Annotated in this window: 17 protein-coding genes and 1 pseudogene; 5 read left to right on the top strand and 13 right to left on the bottom strand. The window is 61.2% G+C overall.

Translation table 11 applies throughout. From position 1 onward, the window contains the following. Positions 1-93: 93 nt before the first annotated feature. The 4 genes from ACSSVC_RS02280 to ACSSVC_RS02265 all read right to left on the bottom strand — a co-directional run bounded on the left by ACSSVC_RS02280 (position 94) and on the right by ACSSVC_RS02265 (position 4,119). The gene (locus ACSSVC_RS02280; RefSeq protein WP_346633322.1) at positions 94-1,143 is read right to left on the bottom strand and encodes a type III polyketide synthase; all 1,050 of its coding nucleotides are present in this window, start codon (positions 1,141-1,143) and stop codon (positions 94-96) included. Positions 1,144-1,351: 208 nt separating this feature from the next. Continuing rightward, entirely contained in the window at positions 1,352-1,792 is a 441-nt protein-coding gene (locus ACSSVC_RS02275) for a Zn-ribbon domain-containing OB-fold protein (protein WP_102862172.1), read from the bottom strand. A 12-nt stretch (positions 1,793-1,804) separates the two neighbouring features. Continuing rightward, positions 1,805-3,001, bottom strand: a complete 1,197-nt coding sequence (locus tag ACSSVC_RS02270; RefSeq protein ID WP_346633321.1) for a thiolase family protein — start codon at positions 2,999-3,001, stop codon at positions 1,805-1,807. A gap of 29 nt (positions 3,002-3,030) precedes the next feature. After that, complete coding sequence (locus tag ACSSVC_RS02265; RefSeq protein ID WP_404937875.1) at positions 3,031-4,119, bottom strand: hydroxymethylglutaryl-CoA synthase; 1,089 nt, start codon at positions 4,117-4,119, stop codon at positions 3,031-3,033. A 461-nt stretch (positions 4,120-4,580) separates the two neighbouring features. On the opposite strand from ACSSVC_RS02265, the gene ACSSVC_RS02260 reads away from it, so the two are divergent. Then, on the top strand, positions 4,581-5,183 hold the full coding sequence (locus tag ACSSVC_RS02260) for a TetR/AcrR family transcriptional regulator (RefSeq protein WP_346633319.1): 603 nt from the start codon (positions 4,581-4,583) through the stop codon (positions 5,181-5,183). A 52-nt stretch (positions 5,184-5,235) separates the two neighbouring features. Here ACSSVC_RS02260 and phlG read toward each other — a convergent pair whose 3' ends face one another. Next, positions 5,236-6,120 (bottom strand): 2,4-diacetylphloroglucinol hydrolase, encoded by an 885-nt coding sequence (phlG, locus tag ACSSVC_RS02255; protein WP_346633318.1) that lies wholly within the window; start codon positions 6,118-6,120, stop codon positions 5,236-5,238. A 142-nt stretch (positions 6,121-6,262) separates the two neighbouring features. Here phlG and ACSSVC_RS02250 point away from each other — a divergent pair, with 142 nt between their 5' ends. Then, positions 6,263-6,937, top strand: a complete 675-nt coding sequence (locus ACSSVC_RS02250) for a TetR/AcrR family transcriptional regulator (RefSeq protein WP_346633317.1) — start codon at positions 6,263-6,265, stop codon at positions 6,935-6,937. Positions 6,938-7,011: 74 nt separating this feature from the next. On the opposite strand, the gene ACSSVC_RS02245 is transcribed toward ACSSVC_RS02250, so the two are convergent. The 7 genes and pseudogenes from ACSSVC_RS02245 to ACSSVC_RS02215 form a co-directional block, all read right to left on the bottom strand. Next, positions 7,012-7,329: a DUF2388 domain-containing protein gene (locus ACSSVC_RS02245; protein WP_016966055.1), complete on the bottom strand. Its 318-nt coding sequence runs from the start codon at positions 7,327-7,329 to the stop codon at positions 7,012-7,014. A 71-nt stretch (positions 7,330-7,400) separates the two neighbouring features. Next, a complete protein-coding gene (locus tag ACSSVC_RS02240; protein WP_346633316.1) occupies positions 7,401-7,850 on the bottom strand; it encodes an NfeD family protein in 450 nt (149 codons plus the stop codon). Between the two features lie 10 nt (positions 7,851-7,860). Beyond that, on the bottom strand, positions 7,861-8,781 hold the full coding sequence (locus tag ACSSVC_RS02235) for an SPFH domain-containing protein (RefSeq protein ID WP_102862164.1): 921 nt from the start codon (positions 8,779-8,781) through the stop codon (positions 7,861-7,863). A gap of 130 nt (positions 8,782-8,911) precedes the next feature. Then, a complete protein-coding gene (locus tag ACSSVC_RS02230) occupies positions 8,912-9,625 on the bottom strand; it encodes a methyl-accepting chemotaxis protein (RefSeq protein ID WP_430962719.1) in 714 nt (237 codons plus the stop codon). Between the two features lie 141 nt (positions 9,626-9,766). Beyond that, positions 9,767-10,093, bottom strand: a pseudogene (locus ACSSVC_RS02225) (HAMP domain-containing protein); the annotation flags it as partial. A 506-nt stretch (positions 10,094-10,599) separates the two neighbouring features. Continuing rightward, positions 10,600-12,378: a type IV pilus assembly ATPase TfpB gene (tfpB, locus tag ACSSVC_RS02220; RefSeq protein WP_492611951.1), complete on the bottom strand. Its 1,779-nt coding sequence runs from the start codon at positions 12,376-12,378 to the stop codon at positions 10,600-10,602. Positions 12,379-12,489: 111 nt separating this feature from the next. After that, positions 12,490-12,819: an ACT-like domain-containing protein gene (locus ACSSVC_RS02215; protein ID WP_346633313.1), complete on the bottom strand. Its 330-nt coding sequence runs from the start codon at positions 12,817-12,819 to the stop codon at positions 12,490-12,492. 124 nt (positions 12,820-12,943) lie between these two features. Between ACSSVC_RS02215 and ACSSVC_RS02210 the strand changes: the two genes are divergently transcribed. Beyond that, a complete protein-coding gene (locus tag ACSSVC_RS02210) occupies positions 12,944-13,414 on the top strand; it encodes an Lrp/AsnC family transcriptional regulator (protein WP_065902318.1) in 471 nt (156 codons plus the stop codon). Positions 13,415-13,423: 9 nt separating this feature from the next. On the opposite strand, the gene ACSSVC_RS02205 is transcribed toward ACSSVC_RS02210, so the two are convergent. After that, positions 13,424-14,791, bottom strand: a complete 1,368-nt coding sequence (locus ACSSVC_RS02205; RefSeq protein WP_346633312.1) for a CYTH domain-containing protein — start codon at positions 14,789-14,791, stop codon at positions 13,424-13,426. 159 nt (positions 14,792-14,950) lie between these two features. Between ACSSVC_RS02205 and argE the strand changes: the two genes are divergently transcribed. Beyond that, positions 14,951-16,108: an acetylornithine deacetylase gene (argE, locus tag ACSSVC_RS02200; RefSeq protein ID WP_404937872.1), complete on the top strand. Its 1,158-nt coding sequence runs from the start codon at positions 14,951-14,953 to the stop codon at positions 16,106-16,108. Between the two features lie 136 nt (positions 16,109-16,244). Next, the gene (gene argA, locus ACSSVC_RS02195; protein ID WP_123726743.1) at positions 16,245-17,543 is read left to right on the top strand and encodes an amino-acid N-acetyltransferase; all 1,299 of its coding nucleotides are present in this window, start codon (positions 16,245-16,247) and stop codon (positions 17,541-17,543) included. Positions 17,544-17,641: the final 98 nt, after the last annotated feature.

The raw sequence follows: 17,641 nt of genomic DNA, 5'->3' as shown, positions 1-17,641 counted from the left end.
AACCATGAACCCGGCGCGGTGCGCCGTGAGGGTGCGGCCTGACGTTGCCTTGCAGCCTGGCAACGTCAGGTCGGACTGGCGCAGGGTTTCCCTTCAGGCGGTCCACTCTCCGACGGCCATTTCCGCGGTGAAGCCCGGGCCGAAGGCTGCCAGCAGGCCGATATCGCCTCGATTCAGGTTGGAATCGAACTGCCGCTTGAGTACGTCGAACACCACTACGCTGGCGATGTTGCCGGCTTCCGAGAGGCTGCTGCGTGATTGCGAGACCCGGTTCGAGGCCAGGTCCAGGTGCATCACCAACTCGTCGAGGATCTTGCGTCCCCCGGTGTGAAAGATGAAGAAGTCGTTGTGCGCGCAGTTCTGTTCGAAGCTGTCGTAGTTGAGCTTCTCCATGACCGGTGCCACGTCCTTGATGGAGTTCATTACCGCCTTGTCGAGGGTGAAGTGGAAGCCGGTATCCTTCACGTCATACTTGATGTAGTGCTCACTTTTGGGCAGGAAGAACGACTCAGTCTTCTTGATCTTGAAGCCGCCGGCCTGGTCATCGGCGCGCAGCACGCAGGCCGACACCGCATCGCCGAACAGCGCCGCGGAGATGAAGGCGTGCAGCTTGGTATCGTCCGGCTGATAGCACAGCGAAGAGAACTCCAGGGACACGATCAGCACGTGGTTGCGCGCATCGAGCCGGGCGAAATCGTTGGCCCGGTTGATGGCCGCGGCACCGGCCACGCAGCCCAGTTGGGCGATCGGCAGTTGCACGGTGGAATTGGGCAGGCCGAGATCGTTGATCAGGTGCGCGGTCAGCGACGGCATCATGAAGCCGGTGCAGGAGGTGACGATCACCATGCGGATGTCGCTGATCTGCAACCCGGCATTCTCGATGGCCTGGCGCGCCGCCGCCGACGACATCTGCCGGGCTTCACGCTCATAGACGATGCTGCGGTGGGTAAAGCCGGTGTGTACCGCCAGTTCGTCGATCGGCAGTACCAGATGGCGCTCATTGACTTCAGTGTTGGCGATCATGCGTTTGGCCAGGGCCATGCGCGGATGGTCGGCGTGGAGGTTTTCCAGGTGATCAACCATCTGCTGTTGGGTGATCTTGTGTTGCGGAAACATGACGTGTGGAAGGCAAAGAGTAGACATGATGGGTCCTTGGCGCTAAGTAAGCCAATAAGTTAAGGGTTGGGGATAGTCCCCGTTCATAGGCACAGGAATCTGTAGGCCCTAAAGGAAATCAGGGCCTTAAGGCAACTTCGAGGCGTGAAGCGGCCGTTGATGTAACTTTTAAGTTGGATTTTATTTTAATGGCTAACTTCAAGGTGCCTTATATAAAGGCACCTTGAATAACAACTTATATATCCAGTACGAACTTATAAGCGTATTGCCAGGCCAGGTTGCTTTCGCGCACATGCTTGCGAATCACCATGCGCACTGGCGCGCCGACTTTCAGCTGCTGTGGATCGCAGACGTCGACGATCTCCGAGGCAATCACCAGGCCGTCATCCAGGCGCACCATGGCCATGACACGCGGCACGGTTTCGCCATAACCCATGGCGGCCAGGACTGGGTTCTCGGCGTGGGCCATGACTTCGATCTTGCCCGTGCGCTTGCAGCGGTAAGGTTTCACGCTCAGGGAGTTGCAGGCGCCGCAGACGGTACGCCGGGGGAAGAAGATCTCGTTGCATTCTTCGCACTGGCTGCCTTCGAGGCGGTACTTGCCGCCATGCTCGCGCCATTCGCGAAGCATGCTGGCGGTGGTCATTCTGTGGATCTGCTCTGGGTACATGGACATGGTCCGGGCTCCTTAGTCGTTCGAGAGGACAATCACTGAGTTGTGGGCCGCATAACCGCCAAGGTTCTGCGACACGCCGATGCGTGCGCCCTTGACCTGGTTGTCGGATTCCCCCCTCAGCTGCCGGAACAGCTCGGTGATATGCAGAATGCCGTCGCATCCCGAGGCGTGGCCGCGGCCGATATTGCCGCCGTCGGTGTTCAGTGGCAGTTGGCCGTCCAGGGCGATGCCGCCCTCGAGTACGAAGTCGCCGGCCTGGCCCTTGCCGCAGATGCCCATGGATTCCATCTGGATCAGCCCGGCGCCGAGCAGGTCGTAGACCTGTGCCACGTCGATGTCCTTGGCGGTGATCCCGGCCTTTTTATAGGCAATTTCCGCACAGGCGATGGAGTTGGCCGAGACGGCCATGCCCACGTCCTTGGGCAGGCCCGGATGGTGCAGGGTCGGATTGTGGAAGCGCGTGCCGAAGTAGTGCGAGACCCCGGTGTAGGCACAGCCGCGCACGAACACGGGTTTGTCGGTGTACTTGTGGGCCAGGTGCTCGGCCACCAGGATTGCGCAGCCACTGGCTTCGCCCCAGGCCAGCATCGAACCGCAGGCTTCGCTGTTTTTCAGCGCTTCGATGGATGGGATTGGCTGGCCATAGCGGGTGGCGGTCGGCGTGTTCTGGGCGTAGATGCGCATCTGCCGACCGAAGGTGGCAAGTACATCGGCCTCGCGACCGGCATAACCGAACTTCTGGAAGTACTCGGCAGTGGCCAGGGCGAAGGCGTCGGTGTGGGAGATGCCGAGGAAGTAGTCGTATTCACATTCAGTGCTGGAGCCGATGTATTCGGCGTAGTTGAAGTGATCGGTCATCTTCTCGAAACCGCCGCACAGGACGATGTCGTATTCCCCGGACGCCACCATCTGGTGACCCATCTGGAACGACACCGAGCTACTGGTGCAGTTGGCGGTGCTCATGAAGGTTGGTGCCGGGCTGATGCCCAGGGCGTCGGAAATGGTCGGGCCCAGGCCGCCATATTCAGAGATGCCTTCACCGTGATAGCCGTAGGCGACACCCTGGATTTCCCGAGGATGCATCTTGGCGTCCTTGAGCGCCTTGTAGGCGGATTCGACGATCATTTCCTTGAACGTCTGCCGAACTCGTGAACTTCCGGGCTTCGGCGTATAGGCGGCCGAAACTATTGCAACACGACGTGCGCACATGTGCATGCTCCTTGCGTAGACAGGCGTAATCAGAGATAGGCGGTCAGGGCGTAATCCGCCCGCAGGTACTTGAACTCGTACTTGATGGAGGTGCCGTAATCGACATAGGTCTTGGTTTCGAGCAGTTCGCGCAGGGGCTTGTTGTGCTTCTGGTACTGCTCGATGGCGTCGGTGACGGTCAGGGCGATGGCGTCACTGCCGGCCCCGAAACCATAGGACACCATGAGGATCTTCTGCCCCGGACGGGCCTGGTCCAGCACGTTGATCAGGCCGAGCAGCGGGCTGGCGGCGCCAGTGTCACCCACATCGCCGGCGTAGATTCCCGGTTCGATCTGCTTGGTGTTGAAGCCCAGGTGCTTGCCCAGAGAGTAGGGCGTGGACACCAGGTTCTGCTGGAACACCACGTAGTCATAGTCGGCGGCGCTGGTACGCAGCTTGGCCATCAGGCCCTCGGCAGCGCGGCGGGTCTGATCTTCCAGGCCGATGCTGTTCTTGTCCGAGCCCAGGCCCATCCCGGAACGAATGTAGCGATCGCCCTGGGGGCGGATGTTGTCGGCGATATCCGCAGCGCAGGAAAAACTGCCGTCGAACTCGGCGATGACGTTCTGATTGCCGATCAGCAGGGCGGCGGCGCCGGCTCCAGCATAGGACTCGGTCAAATCACCCGGCGCGGTATTGCGGTTGATGGTGTCGGCGCCGATGGCCAGGGCACTACCGGTCATGCCGGAGGCCACCAGGGCCTGGCAGATCTGCAGGGCGGAGGTGCCGGACTTGCCAGCAAACTGCACGTCGGCGCAATAGGCGTCGTAACCGCTGCCGAGCATTTCCAGGATGATCGAAGCCGAGGCCCGTGAGTCGTAGGGGTTGGTGCAGGTGCCCAGGTACAGGGCTTCGAGCTCGTGGCCGGGGACTTTATCCAGGGCCCGTTGCGCCGCCAGCACACCGAGGGTGATGACATCTTCGTCCGGCTGCAGTACGGCTCTTTCAGTGACGCCGAGGTTTTCCTCGACCAACTTGAGCTCGGTGTTTTTCCAGACGTTGATCACGTCCTGAACTTTGAGGCGGCATACCGGAATACCCGCGCCATAGCTGACAATGCCTACTTTTTTCACGTTCATTTTCCTCTTGATTCCATTCTTTTTGAGAAAACTGGGTCGTGCCTGCTCAGAAGCACCCTTGAACATACGGAAAACAATTTTGCTGCCTGTCTCGTGGCGACACCGCATAAACCGGCGGCCCAGAGGAGGGGGACAGCAGACTCCGAATAGGGGAAAACCCACTCGAAAGCTGTTTTTCTTAACCTCTCTATGCTATGATACGGAACGTTTCGTTTAGTAATAATTTAAGACGATCTAGTCTCTTTTTGGGAAGCGGGCCGCAGCCTCGAATCCGAGGAACTCGCAGTTGCAGGGCCTGATTTACTCAACCCTAAAGAGATACTTTAAAAACTAGATAGATCGGTACAAGAAGTTCATGATTCTTTCAAGAATGAAACGAAACGGACCGTTTCATTTCAATTCGGAGGAATCCTATACCCTGCGTTGCGTTTGTCAAGCGCCCTGCCTGGAGATTTTTTATTGTGGCTCGTACCCCATCTCGCAGCTCCATCGGCTCGTTGCGAAGTCCCCATACCCATAAAGCCATCCTCAGTTCCACCATCGAAATCCTTAAGGAATGCGGTTATTCCGGGCTCAGTATCGAGTCCGTCGCCCGCCGGGCGGGTGCCAGCAAGCCAACGATTTATCGGTGGTGGTCGAACAAGGCGGCATTGATCGCGGAAGTTTATGAAAACGAGAGTGAGCAGGTCAGAAAATTTCCTGATCTCGGCTCGTTCAAGGCGGATCTCGACTTTTTGCTCCACAATCTCTGGAAAGTCTGGCGAGAAACCATTTGCGGAGAGGCTTTCCGCTGTGTCATCGCTGAAGCGCAGTTGGATCCAGCAACATTGACCCAGCTCAAGGATCAATTCATGGAGCGCAGAAGGGAGTTGCCGAAAAAGCTGGTGGAAAATGCCATCAGCAATGGCGAGCTACCCAAGGACACCAACCGTGAATTGCTGCTGGATATGATTTTTGGTTTTTGCTGGTATCGGTTACTGACCGAGCAGTTGACGGCGGAACAGGACATTGAGGAGTTCACTTCTCTGCTGATCAACGGTGTTTGTCCTGATACGCAACGTTGATCCATTGTCAGCCATTAAGCCCTTGAGTTGCGCGGGCTTAATGGCTGTTGTTTCAGGCTGAAGTCGCGCCGAACTCCCGATACAGGTCCGGCAGGAAGCTGGCCAGATGATTGAACTCGCACATATCGTGCACGGCAAATTCATAGGCCAGGGTTTCCAGCTCGGCTTCGCCAAAGCCACTTTCCTTAAGCAGCGCCGATGCTTTTTCAGCTCCGGGAAAGCGGGCCATCGATGGGTGCGATCCGACCCAGTAACGGCTGGTAAGGTACATGCCGCCCGGCACCTCCTTGAACAGATGCACCATCAATGACACCGGCACCTGTGGGTGATCGGCCAGGCTCATCAAGGCACTGACGCTGCCGTCGATTTTCGCTTCGCGATACAGATCAGGGTCAAGGCCCAGGCTGGCCGGTTCCTGAAAATCGATGTGCAAGTGCATCAGGCGATCGCCGACATACTCCGATGCGCAGAAAGTGTTGCCATACAGCCGCTCCTCGAAGCTCAAGGATTCGTCGCTCAGGCGCTGATGGTTCATGCAGGGGTTGCTGACATGGGCGTAGGGGAACCACAGGGTATAGCGCTCCGATTCTGCCGGGTGCCACATGAACCACCACTTGAACATCTGTGCGGTGCAGCCGGGGAAGAACTTGCGGCTTTGCACATAAGCCATCGGCCCCGGTAGCAGGGCGTAGCCGGACTCCTCACTGACGAAGTCCGGGTCGAGCAGGCGATTGATGTCTTCGACGCTTGGGGTCAGGGTGTCTTTCAGGTCCATCGGGCCTTGCTGGATCTTGCGTACGGCGGACAGCGGCACGCGCATCTCCGAACGGAAATACTTGGCGTAGGGCTTGTTCCGGATTGCCGCCTGGTTGCGCAGGAAGAGCTTCTGCATGGGCAGTGAGAAGTAGGTGAAGGGAGTCATGATGCGCGCTTCCATGCTGATATCCTTTGGCGTGAATTGACGAGTAGCCGCCACGTTCGTGCAATCCGCTCGCGGAGTTGAACGAGAAACTGGCGCTTTGTAGCTAAGCAGTCCATAAACAAAAGTCAAATTTGAATTTAACTTAGTGAGAGCGTCTATGGCCGTTTCCGCTTCCCCGCCGCCTGCTGCGGCCCGTGCGCCGCGTCAGGATGGCCAGGCAACTCGCCAGCAGATCTTGGAAACGGCTGGCCAGCTCTTTGCCGAGCTGGGGTACGCCAACACCACCAGCAAGCAGATTTGCGAAAACTCCAAGGCCAACAACGCCTCGGTCAACTATCACTTCGAGAACAAGGACGGCCTGTACCGGGCGGTGCTGCGCGAGGCCCATGACCGCCTGGTGCGGATCGAGACCATGATCAGCCTGAGCGAGAGCCAGGACAGCGCCGAAGATAAGCTGCGGGCGATCATCACTGTGCTGATCGAGGGGCTGAACAATCAGCGCGAGGGCTGGGCACTGAAAGTGCTGACCCGCGAGCTGCTGTCGCCCTCGTCTGTGCTGCCGGTGGTCCTGGAGGAGCAGGCGTTCCCCAAGGCGAAGATCGTGCGCGTCATTCTCGGCCAGATCATGCACCTGTCGCCGGAAGACCCAGCCACGTTACGCAGTGCCGTCAGTGTGTTTGCGCCCTGCCTGTTCCTGCTGATCGCCCATCAGCCACTGGCGCGCAACGTACTGCCTGGCCTTGAGCTGGACCCGCCGGCCCTGATCGAGCACATGATGGATTATGCCCTGGCCGGCCTGGCGGCGGTGGCTCGGACTTCCGGCAGGGCCTAGCGCGTTATTTTCGGGCACAAAAAAACGCCGACCCTGAGGTCGGCGTTTTCTGTCAGCCATCCCTGGGACGATCCTTACTCCTGCGCGACGGCGTTCTTCGCCAGGATCGCGTTGGCCAGCTCCATGTCGGTAGCCTTGAGGCCGGGATTGTCGGCGCGGACTTTCTGCATGGCGGCTTCCAGGTACGGGCCGCGAATGCTGCCTTCGCTGGCGACGAAGCTGCCCGCGTCGTCCTGCGCGGCGACGATCAGCTTGTGGTCCTTGAAGGTCAGGTAGGTGGAACCGGTGGTGGCACCGGAGGAAATGACGTTACGCCAGAAGGTGTCGGCCATTGCCGAACCAACAGGGAGAGAAAGCAGGGCAAGGGTGGCGACAGCTATTTTCAGACGCATGATGGGTGACTCCAACTGGGGGTTATCTGCACAGTTTGATTCTAGATACCCCAGCGGAGTTCCGTGACCCATCAGTCAAGGTTTTCGACCAGCAGAATGGCGCCTTCTTGGCCGATCACGCGCACCCGGGCGCCCACAGGCGCGTCGGCGCCCTTGGCGATCCATACCCCATCGGCGACCTTGATCCGGCCCCGGCCGTCAACTATCGCCTGATGCACCACAAAGGTCTTGCCCATCAGTTCCTGGCCCCGCAGGTTCAGGTTCGGCTGGTCGCTGGGGCGCACCACATTGCGCTGGCGACGCCACCAGTACAGGGCTGTCAGCACCGATAGCAGGCCGAACAGGAGGAACTGCACCTCCCAGGTCAGGCCGGGAATCACAAAGGTCAGGACCCCTACGGCGGCAGCCGCCAGGCCGATCCACAGTAGATAGCCGCCGGCGCCGAACACTTCGAAAATCAGCAGTACAGTGCCCAGGGCCAACCAGTCCCAGAACGATAGCGCGTGCAGGAATGCCAACATGGATCGAGCCTCAGACCTTCTTGCCGTCGAACGTGGCCTTGACGATTTCGCCAATGCCGCCCACGGCGCCTATTACCTGGCTGGCCTCCAGTGGCATCAGGATCACCTTGCTGTTGTTGGCCGACGCGAGCTTGCCCAGGGCATCGATGTATTTTTGCGCGACGAAGTAGTTGATCGCCTGGACGTTGCCGCTGGCGATCGCCTCGGATACCACCTGGGTCGCCCGGGCCTCGGCTTCGGCCTGGCGCTCCCGGGCTTCGGATTCAAGGAAGGCCGCCTGACGTTCACCCTCGGCTTCCAGAATCTGCGCCTGCTTCTTGCCTTCGGCGGTCAGAATGGCCGCTGCCCGCAGGCCTTCGGCTTCGAGGATCTGGGCGCGCTTGACCCGTTCGGCCTTCATCTGCCCGGACATGGCCGCCATCAGGTCGGCAGGCGGGCTGATGTCCTTGATCTCGATACGGGTGATCTTGATCCCCCAGGGGGCGGTGGCTTCGTCAACGGTTCGCAGTAGTTTTTCGTTGATGCCGTCACGTTGGCTGAGCATCGCGTCCAGTTCCATGGAACCGAGCACGGTACGGATATTGGTCTGCAGCAGGTTGCGGATGGCGTGCTCAAGGTTGTTGACCTCGTAGGCCGCCTGGGCGGTGTTGACCACCTGGAAGAAGCACACGGCGTCGATCTGCACCGTGGCGTTGTCGGCGGTGATGACTTCCTGGGGGGGAATGTCCAGCACGCTTTCCATGACGTTGATCTTGCGGCCGATGCGGTCCATCACCGGAATGATGATGTTCAGCCCTGGCTTGAGGGTGTTGGTGTAGCGGCCAAAGCGCTCCACTGTCCACTGGTAGCCTTGGGGCACGACCTTGAACCCCATGAATACCAGGGCCACCGCGAGGCCGACAAAAAGTAACAGTACGCTTCCGATCTGCATAACATTCACCTGTTCAGTCATTGCTCAAGGGGCACGAGTGTACGGCGGTGCCAGGCCCCCCGCCGGGATACCTTCGTCCTTGCATCATCAGGACACACATCACCGGCGCGACTCAGGCACGCCGCGAGGTTCAGAGCTGGAAGCGGGTGACCGAGGTTTGCAGGGTCGCCACAGAGTTTTCCATCTGCTCCACCGTTTGCGTCAGCTCACGCATGGCCTGACTGTTGCGCCGGGCCACCTGGCTGATCATCTCCACCCGTTGCGCCACTTCGCTGCTGGCCTTGGACTGCTCGCCGATGGTGTGGGAAATCTCTTCCACCATCAGCGCCGACCGCTGGGCACCCTGGCGAATCTCGTTGATCGAAGTCCCCGCCTGCTGGGCCATGTTCACCCCGTCGTTGACCCGGCTGACCCCGGTTTGCATGCTGCTCACCGCCTGCCCGGTGGTTTCGCGGATGCGCTCGATCATGCCAGTGATTTCCCGGGTGGATTGCGCGGTGCGCGCCGCCAGGTTGCGCACCTCGTCGGCGACCACGGCGAATCCGCGTCCGGCCTCGCCGGCCCGGGCCGCTTCGATGGCGGCATTCAGGGCCAGCAGGTTGGTCTGCTCGGCGATGCCATTGATCACCTGGATGATCGAATGGATCTCCTCCGAGGACTGGCCCAGGGCGGTGATGCTCTGGGACGACTGGTTCACCGCCTCGGCGATGTGGCTCATGCCGTCCACCACCCCGAGTATCACCTGGCCGCCGCTGCCGGCCAGGGACTCGGATTGGGCAGCAATGCTCTGGGCATTGCGGGCGTGCTCGGCGACCTGGGCAATGTTGCTGATCATCTGTTCCATGGCCGCCGCCATGTTGGTGGCGCCGTCGGCCTGCTCGGTGGCGCCGTCGGCGATGCCCAGCGAGGTGTCGCTGAGGCTGTGGGAGCGCCCCCGCAACTCTTCGCTTTCATGGCGGATGGTGGTGATCATCTGCCGCAGGTTGTCCTGCATCTCGCCAAGGGCCTGTTGCAACTGACCGGCTTCGTCCCTGCTGTCGATACTGATGACCGTGGTCAGGTTGCCCTGGGCGATGGCCCGGGCCGTGGCGACGGATTTTTCCAGGGGCTTGAGGACCCGGATGAGCAACTGGCGGGTCAGCAGGCACAGGGCCAGGGCGGCAATCAGGCTGCCGCCGATCAGCCACCAGGCGGCTTGGCGTACGGCGGTTTCACTGCCTTCGCGGGTCTGGGCGGTACTGGCTTCGATCTTGCTGCTCAGGGCCGTATTGCGGGCTTCCACTTCACTGAAACGCTGGGAAAACTCCGGCATCTGCAAGCGCGCGGCCTGAGGATCCTTGAGGGCCTGTTCAGCGATGCTTTCGGCCGCATGAATGTAGTTTTCCAGGACCGGCTGTAACTCGCTGATGGCATCGCGGATATCCGGTGCCAGGGGCAGCCGGGCGTTTTCCGCCAGGGCCTTGCGGAACCAATCGCCGTGTTCGCGCAGACTGTTGCGCACCTCCTCGCCGGCCGCGCTGTCGCCGGGCTCACTGCTCAGGGCCTCCAGCACATCGGCCCGCAGGGCGTCGTGCATCATGTCGGCTTCCAGGTGATTGCGCAGTGCGCTGGCATTGAGTTCATTGTCATGCAGGGCACTGGCCAGGCGTGACTGTCCCCAGAGACCGAGGCCGGCCACGAGGGCAATGGCCAGCAGGCTGAGAACCCCGGAGGCGATCATGTTGTGACGAATATTCATGCCTGGCTTCCTGCTTTTCTTGGCGGTGGTTAGAGCGTAGTCCAGCACTTGGGGTTCGCCTTCGGGCAAGCAGGGCCTGGTTACTGGTTTTCGCTTTGAGGTGTCACCCGCAGCACTTCCTCCAGGCTGGTCAGGCCATCGGCAAGCTTTTGTGCGGCGGCCAGGCGCAGGCTGCGCATGCCGTCCTCGCAAGCCTGGCGACGCAGGCCGGCGAGGTCGAGGTCGCCATGCACAAGAGCCTTGAGCGGGGTACTCAAGGGCATGATTTCGTAGATCCCGGTACGCCCGTGATAGCCGGTGCCACGGCACTCTGCGCAGCCCACGGCCCTTTTGCTCAGGGGCGGAAGCGGCAGTTGTCGGGGGTGGGTCAGGCTCTGCCAGTCATCCAGGGCGAGGGCCGCGGGAGCCTTGCAATGGGGGCACAGGGTACGCAGCAAGCGCTGGGCCATGACGCCGATCAGGGTGGCCTTGATCAGGTAGTGAGGCACTCCCAGTTCCAGTAGGCGGCTGATGGCTCCGGGGGCATCGTTGGTATGCAGGGTGGAGAGCACCAGGTGCCCGGTGAGTGCAGCCTGGATAGCCATTTCGGCGGTCTCCAGGTCGCGGATCTCGCCGATCATGATGATGTCCGGGTCCTGGCGCATCAGCGCACGCACGCCGCTGGAAAAGCTCAGGTCGATATTGTGCTGCACCTGCATCTGGTTGAACGCCGGCTCGATCATCTCGATCGGGTCTTCGATGGTGCACAGGTTGATCTCGGGGCTCGCGAGCTTTTTCAAGGTGGTGTAGAGGGTGCTGGTCTTGCCCGAACCTGTGGGGCCGGTCACCAGGATGATGCCGTGAGCCTGTGCGGCCATGGCTTGCCAACGGTTCAGGTCGTCGGCGCCGAAGCCCAGTTGGTCGAAATCCTTGAGCAGCACCTGTGGGTCGAAGATACGCATCACCAACTTCTCGCCGAAGGCCGTGGGCAGGGTCGAGAGCCGCAACTCGATCTCGCTGCCTTCCGGAGTACGGGTCTTGACCCGGCCATCCTGGGGTTTGCGTTTTTCCGCTACGTTCATCCGTCCCAGGCTCTTGAGGCGGCTGACGATGGCCAGAGTCACCTGGGGCGGGAACTGGTAAACGTTGTGCAGCACCCCGTCGATGCGAAAGCGCAGGGTGCCGTGCTCGCGGCGGGGTTCGATATGGATATCGCTGGCCCGTTGCTGGAAGGCGTACTGAAACAGCCAGTCGACGATGTTGATGATGTGGGCGTCGTCGGCATCCGGCTCCTGGTCTCTGGCCCCGAGCTTGAGCAGTTGTTCGAGGTTGCCCGGGCCGCTGGCCCTCTGTTCGCTGCTGGCCCCGCTGACCGACTTGGCCAGGCGATAGAACTCCAGGGTCAGGCGCTGGATATCCACCGGGCTGGCCACCACCCGTTGGATCGAGCGCTTGAGGACATGGGCCAGATCGGCTTCCCAGGCGCTGACGTAGGGTTGGGCGCTGGCCACGGTGACGCTTTGGGCATCCACTGCTACGGCGAGGATCTTGTGCCGCTGGGCGAAGGCGCAGGACATCAGCGGGGTGATGCTCGCGACGTCGATCTGCAGCGGGTCGATGCGCAGGTAGGGCTGGCCGGCTCGCCGGGCCAGCCAGGCGGTGAGACTGTCCAGATCCAGATGCTGGCCGGGACGCTGCAAGTCCGGCAGATGCTGACTGGCGATCAGTTCCAGGGGGTGCACGGGGTTGCTGGTGCCGTGAGGGCGGGCGCTGATGGCCTGTTCGGCGGCATCCTGGCTGATGCGGCCCTGGGTCAGCAGTTCACGCAGCAGCTCACTGAGCTCCAGCCAGTGATCCTGGGGCGTTTGCGTGGCAGCCATGGGGGCTCCTTGGGGCTGTTGTCCAGAGGCGGGTCTCTGACCACAAATGGCCAAGAATAGCCCCGCCAGGCCGGGCCACCGGCTACCAAGGGTTGCAGGATTTTTCCGACCTCAGCCGGCGGCCTGCAGCTGCGCCGGCTCTGCCAGTTCCAGTTCTACCGAGCAGACGCTGATCAGGTTGCGCAACTTGTCGCCGATCACCCGGGCCCGATGCCAGCTCAGGCCGTCGAGTTGCACGTCGATGTGCAGCGTGGTGTCTTGCTGGATCACCGTGACCCGCTGGGGTACCAGAAATTGCAGGGCGAAGTGGTTGAGCACCCGGCACAGGACATCAGCTTCGGCCTCGGCGGTCATCTGGTAGTGCACGCGACAGTGGGCATTGTCCTGGTTCCAGACATCGGCGCGGGATGATTGGCCAGGGGCAGGTTCGAGATGGGGCATGGCAGTCTCCAGATCAGTGGAGAAATTTTTACATTCGGTTCCGGGTATTTCTTATCTAAGATTGAGCAGAATTCATAAAAATCGAATCGTTTGATTCAAAATTTTATAGATAAGGGAATTTGTTATGCACAGCGAACTGGACGCCTACGACCGCCGGATACTCGCGTTGCTGCAAGAGGATGCGTCACTTTCCAGCGCGCAGATTGCCGAACAGGTGGGCTTGTCCCAGTCGCCGTGCTGGCGGCGGATTCAACGCTTGAAGGAGGAGGGGGTGATCCGTGGCCAGGTGACCCTGCTCGATCGCAAGAAGATCGGCCTCAACACGCAGATTTTTGCCGAGATCAAGCTCAACGCCCACGGACGCTCCAACTTCACCGAGTTCACCGAGGCGATTCGCGGCTTTCCGGAGGTGCTGGAGTGTTATGTGCTGATGGGGGCCGTGGATTTCCTGTTGCGCATCGTGACGGCGGACATCGAAGCCTATGAGCGGTTTTTCTTCGAGAAACTGTCCATGGTGCCGGGCATTCAGGAGGTGAACTCGATCGTTGCCCTGTCGGAGATCAAGTCCACCACCAGCCTGCCGGTACTGCGCTGAGGGAGCGGCTTACATGCGCAGCAGGGTTTTCCAGGCGCGGTTCTGGTACACCGCGATGGCCTGCTGTTTGCGGGCATCGAGGGCTTCGTCGGTGATGGGTTCGTTGGCCAGTTGTGCCAGCTTGTTCAGTTCACCGTAGAGACGATCCAGTTCAGGGATCTCCAGCACGGCACGGGCATGATGCAGCCAGGCTTGGATGCGCTCGATACGCGGCAGCTGCTCGGCCAGGTCTTCGGGTTGCTGCTGGTAGCGCGGCAACTGCAGGGCGGTGGCTTCCTCGGCCAGCAGACGTGGCAGCCAGCTACCCAGTTGCGCTGCGCCCTGGCGGTTGCCACGGGTGTTGCGCTCGGCGGTCCAGGCGCGGGCCAGCAGCCAGCGAGAGGTGTTCAGGGAGAACAGGCCCCAGCGCACGTCCTGCAACTCTTCGAGGTATTGCTCCGGCGCGGCCTTGCGCACGTCTTCATCGTCGAGGCCGGCTTGTACCAGCGGACGCCAGTCTTCCAGCAGGGCATCCAGGGCGCTGCGCAGTTCAGCGGTGGACTGGCGTGGCGCAGCCTGGCCCAGGCTGCTGGCCAGAGCTCGCAGTTCGGCGAGGTTATCCACCCAGTCCTGCAGCAGGCGCCAGTGGCCGTTGAAGCGATACTGTTCGGCCAGGCGCTGGCTGCTGCCCAGCAGGTGCCAGGCCAGGGCAGCGAAGGCGTCGTCCAGTGGGGTTTCGGCACTCAGTTGTGGCGCCGGCAGGCTCAAGGAGTAGCTACCGGCATCGAACAGGCGATAGCCACGCTCGGCCTTGCTGATGTCGCAGGGCATCAGGGGCAGGGTGAGGGCCAGCTCTGCCGCCAGTTCCAGCAGGGCGGCGGGCTCGCCTTCGCGCAGCTCCAGCTCCAGCTCGCAGATTTCTTCCTTGTGCTTGCCGGCGATCACCTGGCCCAGGTCCAGGGCCGCTTCGATCACCACCTTGGCCTTGCCGCGGCCCCAGGCGATTTCCGCGCGTTCACGGACAAAGTCGGTGGTGAACAGTGGCTTGAGGGTCTTTTTGTCCAGCTCGGCCAGGGCTTCGGGCCAGCATTCGCCGTCGAGCTTTTTCACGTCGAGCTTGGCTTTGGCCAAGGACCAGTCGTATTCGTTGCGCTCGGACAGGCCGGCAACGCTCTGGCCGCTGGTCTTGAGGGTCTGAATCACTGCGTCACCGTCACGACGCAGGCGTAGGGCAACTTTGGCCCGGGCCAGATCGCGCTCTGGGGTGTCGAAGTACTGGTTCATCAGCTCACGGCGTTCCCAGCCACTTTTGTTGCGTTTTTTCAGTAGCGGGTGCTCGCGCAGGGCGGCGAGGGTTTCGCGGCTGACGCGGAGTTTGATTTCGGTTTCTTTCTGCATGGCCGGAAAATCCAGGATCGGGAGTGCAGCCGGGGGAAGAGTTGGCTGCCAAGGCCGTGCAGTGTACAGGACCAGGCGCCCGGAGGCGCCACGACGGTTCCTTCCTCTCACGAGATGCCTCTATGATGGTCCCCATCTTGGGATTTCCGGAGCCAGCTCATGCCATTGCCGTCCATGAAGGATCAGTTTGCCGCACTGATCGCCGCGCCGTCGGTGAGCTGTACTCAACCTGCGCTGGACCAGTCCAACCGTCCGGTCATCGACTTGCTGGCCAGTTGGCTCGGCGACCTCGGTTTTGCCTGCGATATCCAGCAGGTCAGCCCTGGCAAGTTCAATCTGCTGGCCAGCTTCGGCAGCGGTCCTGGCGGCCTGGTACTGGCCGGACACAGTGACACGGTGCCGTTTGATGCCGCTCTGTGGCAGACCGATCCGCTGAAGTTGACCGAGGTCGACGGCCGCTGGGTCGGTTTGGGCAGTTGCGACATGAAGGGCTTTTTCGCCTTGATCATCGAAGCGGTGCGACCGTTGCTGGAGCAGCCATTCAAGCAGCCGCTGCTGATCCTGGCGACCTGTGATGAAGAAAGCTCCATGGCCGGGGCCCGGGCCCTGGCGGAAGCCGGGCGGCCGCTGGGGCGCGCGGCGGTGATCGGCGAGCCCACGGGCCTCAAGCCGATCCGCCTGCACAAGGGGGTGATGATGGAGCGCATTGATATCCTCGGGCGCAGCGGCCATTCCTCAGACCCGAGCCTGGGCCGCAGCGCTCTGGAGGCCATGCACGATGCCATCGGCGAATTGCGGGGGCTGCGGCTGCTGTGGCAGCGCGAATACCGCAATCCGCAGTTCAGCGTGCCGCAACCAACCTTGAACTTCGGTTGCATCCACGGTGGTGACAATCCCAACCGCATCTGTGGCCAGTGCTCCCTGGAGTTCGACCTGCGTCCCTTGCCGGGCATGGACCCGCAAGTGCTGCGCGAGGCGATCCGGCAGAAGCTCCAACCGATTGCCGAGCGGCATGAAGTGCAGATCGACTATGCGCCGCTGTTCCCTGCGGTGCCGCCGTTCGAGCAGTCCGAGGACGCGGAGCTGGTGCGGGTGGCGGAACGGCTTACCGGGCATCGTGCCGAAGCAGTAGCGTTTGGCACTGAAGCGCCTTATCTTCAGCGCCTTGGCTGCGAGACTCTGGTGCTTGGCCCGGGTGACATTGCCTGTGCCCACCAGCCCGGGGAGTACCTCGAAATGTCACGCTTGCAGCCTACTGTGCAGTTGCTACGAGAGTTGATTGAACATTACTGCCTGACACCGGCCCAATTTCAGTAAATTACCGGCGTCCCGATCCGTACCCATGAGGAGAGTAAGCGTGTTGCCAAGCCTGTTCCGACGATAACCATCAGCCCGTTGTGCGTTTTCCGTTTCGTCCTTTTATAGGCTGCTTTTTATTTACAGGCTCAGGTTCATGCCCGAATACGTCAATTGGCTCCGCCACGCGTCTCCCTATATCAACGCCCACCGTGACTGCACCTTCGTGGTCATGCTCCCCGGTGACGGCGTTGAACACCCCAACTTCGGCAATATCGTCCACGACCTGGTGCTGCTCCACAGCCTGGGGGTTCGCCTGGTGCTGGTGCACGGTTCGCGCCCACAGATCGAAGCCCGCCTGGCGGCTCGCGGTCTGGCGCCCCATTACCATCACGGTCTGCGGATTACCGATGCAGCGACCCTGGAATGCGTGATCGACGCCGTGGGCCAATTGCGCATTGCCATTGAAGCGCGCCTGTCCATGGACATGGCTTCTTCGCCCATGCAGGGTTCGCGCTTGCGGGTCGCCAGCGGCAACCTGGTGACGGCCCGTCCGATCGGGGTGCTGGAAGGTGTCGACTACCACCACACCGGCGAAGTGCGTCGGGTCGATCGCAAGGGCATCAATCGCCTGCTGGACGAGCGCTCCATCGTGCTGCTGTCGCCCTTGGGGTATTCGCCCACTGGCGAGACCTTCAATCTGGCTTGTGAAGATGTGGCCACTCGCGCGGCCATCGATCTGGGGGCCGACAAGCTGCTGCTGTTTGGTGCCGATCCCGGTCTGCTGGATGAAAACGGCAAACTGGTTCGCGAGTTGCGTCCGCAGCAGGTTCCGGCGCACTTGCAGCGTCTGGGTGGCAACTATCAGGCCGAACTGCTGGACGCCGCTGCCGAGGCTTGTCGTGGTGGTGTGGGACGTAGCCATATCGTCAGTTATGCCGAAGATGGCGCCCTGCTGACGGAGCTCTTTACCCGTGACGGCGGCGGTACCCTGGTGGCCCAGGAGCAATTCGAGCGGGTGCGCGAGGCGGCGATTGAAGACGTCGGCGGGTTGTTGGATCTGATCAGCCCGCTGGAAGAACAGGGCATCCTGGTGCGGCGCTCCCGGGAGGTACTGGAGCGTGAAATCGAGCAGTTCAGCGTGGTCGAGCGCGAGGGCATGATCATTGCCTGCGCTGCCTTGTACCAGATTGCCGACTCCGATGCCGGCGAGCTGGCCTGCCTTGCGGTGAACCCTGAGTATCGTCATGGCAAGCGCGGCGACGAACTGTTGGAAAGGATTGAAGCCCGGGCCCGGGCTCAGGGGCTGAAGACCTTGTTCGTGCTCACTACCCGCACGGCCCACTGGTTTCGCGAGCGGGGTTTTGTGCCCAGCAGCGTCGAACGTCTGCCTTCGGCCAGGGCCTCGTTGTACAACTACCAGCGCAATTCGAAGATCTTCGAAAAGGCCCTCTGAGTCTTTTTCTCGTCGTGCAATAGGCAACGCCTCGATCCCTGGATCGAGGCGTTGCCGTTTTCTGCACATGTCAGAAAAATTTCATTTCGATACAAAAA

Source organism: Pseudomonas sp. E1BtOHC1 (assembly GCF_058744285.1).
Note: the sequence above shows the minus strand (reverse complement) of the source record. Positions and strands in the feature narration are given on the sequence as shown.